Source organism: Paraburkholderia sp. (genome assembly GCF_026225065.1).
GTDB lineage: Bacteria > Pseudomonadota > Gammaproteobacteria > Burkholderiales > Burkholderiaceae > Paraburkholderia.
The window spans coordinates 1-7,789 of record NZ_JAMFSB010000324.1 but is presented as its reverse complement, the minus strand read 5'-3'; the positions used below and the strand labels follow the sequence as shown (position 1 = coordinate 7,789).

Below are 7,789 nucleotides of genomic sequence, written 5' to 3'. Positions count from 1 at the left end.
GGTCAGCGTCACCTTCACGTCCACCACCGGATAGCCTGCCAGCACGCCGGCCTTCAGCGTTTCGATAATGCCCTTGTCCACTGCCGGGATGTATTCGCGCGGAATTACGCCGCCCTTGATCGCGTCGCCGAATTCGTAGCCCTTGCCTTGCGGTGCCGGCTCCAGCGTGATCACAGCGTGACCGTACTGACCGCGGCCGCCCGACTGCTTGACGAACTTGCCTTCGACATCCTCAACCTTGTTGCGCACCGTCTCACGGTAAGCGACCTGCGGCTTGCCGACGGTTGCCTCCACGCCGAACTCGCGCTTCATGCGGTCGACCAGAATTTCCAGGTGCAGCTCGCCCATCCCCGAGATGATGGTCTGGCCGGATTCTTCGTCCGTCTGCACGCGGAACGACGGATCTTCCTGAGCAAGGCGGTTCAGCGCAATGCCCATCTTTTCCTGGTCGACCTTGGTCTTCGGCTCGACGGCCTGCGAAATCACCGGCTCAGGGAAGATCATCCGTTCAAGGATGATCACGTGATTCGGATCGCACAGCGTGTCGCCGGTGGTCGCTTCCTTCAGGCCGACTGCCGCGGCGATGTCGCCCGCGTAGACTTCCTTGATTTCCTTGCGCTCGTTCGCATGCATCTGCAGGATCCGGCCGAGGCGTTCCTTCTTTTCCTTGACCGCGTTGTAGACCGTGTCGCCCGAATTCACCACGCCCGAATAGACGCGGAAGAAAATCAGCTGGCCGACGAACGGGTCGGTCATGATCTTGAAGGCGAGCGCCGAGAACGGATCGCTGTCACTCGGATGGCGCTCGATTTCCTTGTCGTACTCGTCGTGACCCGTGATAGCGGGCACGTCGATCGGCGACGGCAGATAATCGATCACAGCGTCGAGCATGGCCTGCACACCCTTGTTCTTGAATGCGCTGCCGCACAGCATCGGCACGATTTCGTTGGCAATGCAGCGCACGCGGATGCCGTGCTTGATTTCCTCTTCGGTCAGCGTCTCGCCGCCGAGGTATTTGTCGAGCAGTTCCTCGCTCGCTTCAGCGGCGGCCTCGACCATCTTGTCGTGCCATTCCTTCGCGGTGTCAGCGAGTTCCGGCGGAATGTCGCGATACTCGAACTTGATGCCCTGGTTCTCTTCGTCCCAGTAGATCGCCTTCATCTTGACGAGATCGACCACGCCCTGGAAATGATCTTCCGCACCGACCGGAATCTGGATCGGTACCGCGATGCCCTTCAGGCGCTCGCCGATCTGCCGCTGCACGCGGAAGAAGTCCGCGCCGACGCGGTCCATCTTGTTGACGAACGCAATACGCGGCACCTTGTACTTGTTCGCCTGACGCCACACGGTTTCGGACTGTGGCTGCACACCGCCGACCGAGTCGTACACCATGCAGGCGCCGTCGAGCACGCGCATCGAGCGTTCGACTTCAATCGTGAAGTCGACGTGGCCCGGCGTGTCGATGATGTTGATGCGGTGTTCCGGATAGTTGCCGGCCATGCCTTTCCAGAAAGCAGTCGTGGCAGCCGAGGTGATCGTGATGCCGCGCTCCTGCTCCTGCTCCATCCAGTCCATCGTCGCCGCGCCGTCATGAACTTCACCGATCTTGTGAGTCACGCCGGTGTAGAAGAGGATGCGTTCGGTGGTTGTGGTTTTGCCGGCATCGATGTGAGCGCTAATGCCGATATTCCGGTAGCGCTCGATGGGAGTCTTGCGGGGCACGTGAACCTCCTTGAATTGGCGCGCCGGTAGTGGACGTCGGGCGGCGCACGACGCCGACCGGACGAACTCCGTGCTGCGGTTAGTCTACTAGAATAGCGCGTCGTAAGCTCTTTTGCAGGAATCTTGCCAGCTCCGCCTGCGCGGCCACCGGCGGGGCGCTCCGTGGGTCCTGTTCCTGGTTTGCTCGCGTGCACGCAAAAAAGCCGGTGCCCTTGCAACAAGGCACCGGCTTTCCGGAAACGGGCCGTGAACGGCGACTGCGCGGGTTATCGCACGATTCGCACGATTTGTCCCGCTGCTTATTGCGCTGCCGGCAACCCTTGAATCGTCATCCCCGGCTTGATGCCCTTCGACGCGAACCAGCTCTTGCTCATTTCCAGTGCGTACACGCCGTTGTTGCGCGGGCAATGGTTGTTGGTCGTTTCGGCATCCATCTCGTCGATGTCGGTGATCGTGCCGTCGGCGCGGATGAAAGCGATCGATAGCGGGATCAGCGTGTTTTTCATCCAGAAGCAGTGCACCGCATTCTCGCCGAATACGAACAGCATGCCTTCGTTGGGGGCGAGTTGCGAGCGGTACATCAGGCCTTGTTCGCGATCCGCATCATTGGAGGCGACAGCGGCGTCGATCACGAACATGCCCACAGTCAGCCTGGCGCGCGGGAAATCGCCGGGCTGCTTGGCACCGGGCGGCATCTGCTGCGCGTAGGCATTGTGGACGGGGGCGAGCGTGAACGAGGCGGCGGCCAACGGTAACGCAATGGCAAACGCAAAGCGCGCGAGCAACGAGCGCAGGGAAATTCGCACGGCAAGACTCCTGGGTGGGAAATTAACCCGCGAATGTTACGCGAGCGCGTCAAAGCACGTCAAAAACAAAAAGGCAGATCGCCTTGCGGGATCTGCCTTTCAACGCCGTAAGAACGGCAAGTGCTGCTAGTTCTTGACTGCGTTTTTACAACAAACTTACTCCGAAGCGCCCGAAGCTGCAGCAGCCGATGCTGCCTTCTTCTTCGATGCCTTCTTGGCGTGCGTTGCCTTCTTCGTGGTCTTCTTTGCCGACGAAGCTGCTGCTGCCGGAGCTGCCGAAGCTGCGACCGGAGCCGAAGCTTGTGCGAATGCTGCTGTTGCGAAGAGGCCAGCGACCAGAGCGGCGATCAGTTTGTTCATTTTGTGAATCCTCAGCTTTAGTAAATTAACCAAATGACCCGGTTATGTATGAGTCATGTCGGTAAACGTGCCATCCACCTTTCGGTTGACAGCCGCATCAACAAATTTTCGTGACGCGTCTGCGAGCGCTCGGACTCCCTGCACCGACCGCGGAACGGCTTGCACAAAGGCCTTCAAGGCTGAATGCCGGATAGCTTCGGGCGGCATCTGCGTCGAATAACGCGTCAGCTTGCAACGCGGTTGACGTAAATTCTCCGCAAATTTTCGGGAATGTTTATTCCTGACTTTAATGAGCAGCCGGAGATGCCGGGGCAATGCCGTATGCGATTTTTATCGGCATTAAAAACGCTTGCGGATACAACGGCTTAGCGGGACTTTGCCTAAAGCTTGAGCATCAACGGAGGCCGTCCCATGGAGCTCGCGCTGGCAGTTCGAGCGACGCGCCAGGCGCGAGACCCAGCGAAAAAATATCGAGCACACCGATGCCGACGCGTACCAGACGCAGCGTAGGGAAGCCGACCGCTGCCGTCATGCGACGGACCTGGCGATTCTTACCTTCCGTTATCGACAGTTCGATCCACGTGGTCGGGATGGCAGCGCGATAGCGGATCGGCGGATTGCGCGGCCAAAGGGCTTCGGTTGCGGACGGTTCGATCAGTTGTACGTGACATGGACGCGTCACATAGTCGCCGAGATCGACGCCGCTTGCGAGCGCCGTCAGGGCTGTCTCGTCCGGCGCACCTTCAACTTGCGCCCAGTAGCGTTTGACGAGCTTGTGACGCGGCTCGGCAATGCGGGCCTGGAGGGCTCCGTCGTCGGTGAGCAGCAGCAGGCCTTCGCTATCGGAATCGAGACGGCCGGCCGGATAGACGCCGGGCACCTTGACCCAATCGGCCAGCGATGCGCGAGTTTCGTGCGGCGAGAACTGGCAGATCGTGCCGAACGGCTTGTTGAGAGCGAGGAGACGCATGCGGAGTCCGGCGATACTGGCCAGGCCGGATGCGTAAACCGTGCGGCTGGCGGGCACCCGCACGACGCCCGGCTGGGCTGGTTCTGTGGCAAATGGCGGGATGATAATGCATAAATGGCAAGGGCAGGTCATATGTCTTATATAAGACATATGACCGAGATGCGGTTCTGATGCATTCGGCTATTGCCGTGTTACGTCTCAGAACCTGGCTGATCGGCCGATGCCCGTGCCCGGCAGTGGGGCGCTAGAATAGCCGCTCAGTTGCTTGCAGGCGTGCTGCATTGCGCGTAGCGAGGAGCGCCAGGTTTCGCAGTTCCCATCTGCTTCAACCAGAAAGCCATCACTGGAGTCCGATCATGCCGTATCAGCACATTAAGGTTCCGACGGGCGGAGACAAGATTACCGTCAACGCAGACTACTCGCTCAACGTCTCCGACCAACCGATCATTCCGTATATCGAGGGTGACGGTACGGGTGTCGACATCACGCCGGTCATGATCAAGGTGGTGGACGCAGCGGTCGAGAAAGCCTATGGGGGCAAGAAGCAGATCCACTGGATGGAAGTCTTTGCGGGCGAGAAGGCGACCCGGATCTACGGCCCGGATGTTTGGCTGCCGGAAGAAACGCTAGCCGCGGTGAAGGAATATGTCGTGTCGATCAAGGGGCCGCTGACCACACCGGTAGGCGGCGGCATCCGTTCGCTGAACGTGGCGCTGCGCCAGGAACTCGACCTCTATGTGTGCCTGCGGCCGGTGCGCTACTTCAAGGGGGTGCCCTCGCCGATGCGCGAGCCGGAGAAGACCGATATGGTGATCTTCCGTGAGAACTCCGAAGATATCTATGCCGGTATCGAATGGGCCGCGGGATCGGAACAGGCGAAGAAGGTCATCCACTTTCTGCGTGAAGAAATGGGCGTGAAGAAGATCCGCTTTCCGGAGACGTCGGCGCTCGGGGTCAAGCCGGTGTCGCGCGAAGGCACGGACCGTCTGGTGCGCAAGGCGCTGCAGTATGCGATCGACAACGATCGCCGCTCGCTGACGCTGGTGCACAAGGGTAACATCATGAAGTTCACGGAGGGTGCGTTCCGCGATTGGGGCTATGCGCTCGCGCAGAAGGAGTTCGGTGCGGAGCTGGTGGACGGCGGCCCGTGGATGAAATTCAAGAACCCGAAGACAGGTACCGATATTGTCGTCAAGGATGTGATTGCAGATGCGTTCCTGCAGCAGATTCTGCTGCGTCCGGCCGAGTACGATGTGATCGCGACGCTGAACCTGAACGGCGACTATATTTCGGACGCGTTGGCGGCACAGGTTGGCGGCATAGGTATTGCGCCGGGCGCGAATATGTCGGACTCCGTGGCAATGTTCGAAGCCACTCACGGGACGGCGCCGAAATATGCGGGCAAGGATTACGTGAATCCGGGCTCGGAAATTCTCTCGGCGGAAATGATGCTGCGCCACCTGGGCTGGACCGAAGCGGCGGACGCCATTATCAACGCGATGGAAGCGTCGATTCTGCAAAAGCGTGTGACGTATGACTTTGCGCGTTTGATGGAAGGCGCAACGCAGGTGTCTTGCTCGGGCTTTGGGCAGGTGTTGATCGGGAATCTGTAATTGCGTTTGGTGTCATCCGGAGACATCCGGTGAACCCCGGTGTGCTATTTGTGACGCCGGGGTTTTTTGTTGTGCGGCGTTTGGTGAAATAGTCGTCGTCCTTCTTTGCCTGCGTCGAATTGTCGCATTAGCCACTTTTTCTTCTATCTCGGAAACGCGTTCGAAACGCCCCATCGCGGTTGTCCTGCCTCAGTCGAGCGCTTCGGAGCGCCGTCTCAATACGCTGCGCCGTCGAGCAATTCTTTCGTCATTCTGAATTTACGTTTGCGATCCGATAGGGCGTCCTACAGGTGAATATTCAATCTTGAAAAGGCATCCTCATTAATAAGCGCGCATTCGTGAATATGGTTGAATGCCGACCCCTCTGATATAAGTTTGCCGCTTTGACAGGCGCGTCATCGGCGCAGGACCCAGCCGCATCGCGGCGTGCCCGATATCCAGGGGGAGATGATGAACGACGAGCAGATTCGCGCGAATGTGTATGTGGCGACACCCAGCTACGGTTCGGTGGTTGCGACCGGGTACGTCCTCGGCCTGCTTGATCTTTACGACGTCTCGGCAAGCTATGGATTCGGCCTGCGCACGCACTTCAACAGCTTCGACAGCCTGATCACCCGCGCGCGCAATACGATGGTTGCCGAATTCCTCACAGATAGCCGCTTCACGCATCTGATGTGGATCGACGGCGACATCGGCTTCAAGGGCGCGGACGTGGTTCGGCTGCTGAAGGCTAACCGGCCGGTCGTCGCCGGTGTCTATCCGCTGAAGTCCGACGGTTGGCCGTCATCCGGATTACCTGAACCTTTGGCGGCGGGTACGACCAAGGCGGAGTTCCGGGCCCGTTTTGCGACTTATCCGGCGGTAGGACAAGCGGACAAGCTCGAACCCGACGCCGACGGCTTTCTCGAGGTCCTCTATGCCCCGACCGGATTCATGCTGATCAGGCGAGAGGTGTTTCTGGCTTTGATGCGGCGCTTTCCGGAGCTCCACTGCCGCGCTCGCTTGCAGGGTCGCGATGAACATGACGCGGGAGCGCCGGCGTCCCTCCACTACGCATTCTTCGATACGATGATCGATCCGCAGACGCGTTCGTACCTCTCCGAGGACTATGCGTTCTGCCGGCGTATCGAGAGCATCGGCATTACGCCCGTCGTGGATACCAGGTCCAACTTTACTCACCAGGGGGTCGCCGTGTTTCAGGGCGAGCTGGCGCGCAGTCTGGAATTGCAGCGCCTCGCCAGCCGTCGGAATGCGAACTCGGGTGTGAGCATCTGAAGAGCCGAAGATTGATCCAGGCCCCGGGTAATGCCCGGGGTTGGCAATGGATGCGTGTATGAACGAACTTCTCGGCAGTCATACGCTATGATGTTCTGATCGACGCTCGTCCTCGCAAGTCGCGTTTCGCGCTCCCGCTCGACCATGCTCTTCCTGAAGCGTCTCCTCATCCTGATTTCGCTTACGTTGCTTTTCGCGCACGTCGCATTTGCGCACGCGGCGTTCGCGCACGGTGAGTTGTCGAATGAGCAGGCGGCGCAAACGTTCAGCATGGCGTTGGAGACGTCGTCTGCAGCGAATGTGCCGCTTGCCGCTTCAGTTGCTCCGGTTCATTGCCCGGCTTGTTCGCCGGGTCTTGCGGCATCAGGCCAGCCCTGTGGCCACGGTCACTCCCTCTGCTGCTGCGTCGCGACGTGCGGCATCCACTGCGGTGCGCTGTTCATCGTTCTCCAGTTCGAACCGCGCGCCCCCGATTCAACGCTACCTTTGCCTCTTCCCGAGCAACGGCGCGACGGCCTGACCCACGCGCCTCCCGTACGTCCGCCGATCGGCTGATCTTCGATGCATGCATTGCACGCGCCCTTCGGAGTCGCGCAATGCATCCGTCAGGTCAGACAGCAGGGCCCGTGCAGCGGTTATCGCGAAGCGGGCACTGAAACGATCACGCGCGGCGAGCCAGGAGCGTTGCCGCGCCGTCCACGTTAGGGAGTATTCATGATCCGCAGGGAATTTCTCGTCCGCACGCTGAGTGCGGCCGCCGCGTCGCTGTTTGCGCGCGGTGCGTTTGCACAGCAGTCGATGCATGGGATGTCGGGGATGAACGGCATGCAAGGCATGCAGGGCATGTCCGACATGCCGGATACGCCGCACGCCGGTATGTCGCAAACCGTCGAACTGGCTGGCCCCGAGTCGTTGCCGTCCGGCGCGCCGCTGGCGCCGTTGAGCAAGCTTGCGAACGAAAGTCGTGAACCAGGTTTGTTCCGCGCGACGCTCGTCGCGCAGCCGGTTCAACATACGCTGATCGCCGGACACCCGACGACCTT

Annotated in this window: 6 protein-coding genes and 1 pseudogene; 3 read left to right on the top strand and 4 right to left on the bottom strand. The window is 60.0% G+C overall.

The annotated features are described in order from the left end of the window. From fusA to M0954_RS23045, 4 genes are all read right to left on the bottom strand, one after another. The coding region (gene fusA, locus M0954_RS23060; protein WP_297355702.1) for an elongation factor G at positions 1 to 1,722 on the bottom strand (1,722 nt) is incomplete at its 3' end. A 299-nt stretch (positions 1,723 to 2,021) separates the two neighbouring features. Further along, complete coding sequence (locus tag M0954_RS23055) at positions 2,022 to 2,528, bottom strand: DUF192 domain-containing protein (protein ID WP_133892319.1); 507 nt, start codon at positions 2,526 to 2,528, stop codon at positions 2,022 to 2,024. A gap of 156 nt (positions 2,529 to 2,684) precedes the next feature. Beyond that, a complete protein-coding gene (locus M0954_RS23050) occupies positions 2,685 to 2,888 on the bottom strand; it encodes a hypothetical protein (protein WP_122153558.1) in 204 nt (67 codons plus the stop codon). Positions 2,889 to 3,282: 394 nt separating this feature from the next. Beyond that, positions 3,283 to 3,858 (bottom strand): pseudouridine synthase, encoded by a 576-nt coding sequence (locus tag M0954_RS23045; protein ID WP_297355700.1) that lies wholly within the window; start codon positions 3,856 to 3,858, stop codon positions 3,283 to 3,285. Positions 3,859 to 4,214: 356 nt separating this feature from the next. Between M0954_RS23045 and icd the strand changes: the two genes are divergently transcribed. From icd to M0954_RS23030, 3 genes and pseudogenes are all read left to right on the top strand, one after another. Further along, positions 4,215 to 5,471: an NADP-dependent isocitrate dehydrogenase gene (icd, locus tag M0954_RS23040; RefSeq protein ID WP_122153560.1), complete on the top strand. Its 1,257-nt coding sequence runs from the start codon at positions 4,215 to 4,217 to the stop codon at positions 5,469 to 5,471. 426 nt (positions 5,472 to 5,897) lie between these two features. Continuing rightward, positions 5,898 to 6,746: a hypothetical protein gene (locus tag M0954_RS23035; RefSeq protein WP_297355698.1), complete on the top strand. Its 849-nt coding sequence runs from the start codon at positions 5,898 to 5,900 to the stop codon at positions 6,744 to 6,746. 714 nt (positions 6,747 to 7,460) lie between these two features. After that, positions 7,461 to 7,789 (top strand): annotated as a pseudogene (locus M0954_RS23030) (multicopper oxidase family protein); the annotation flags it as partial.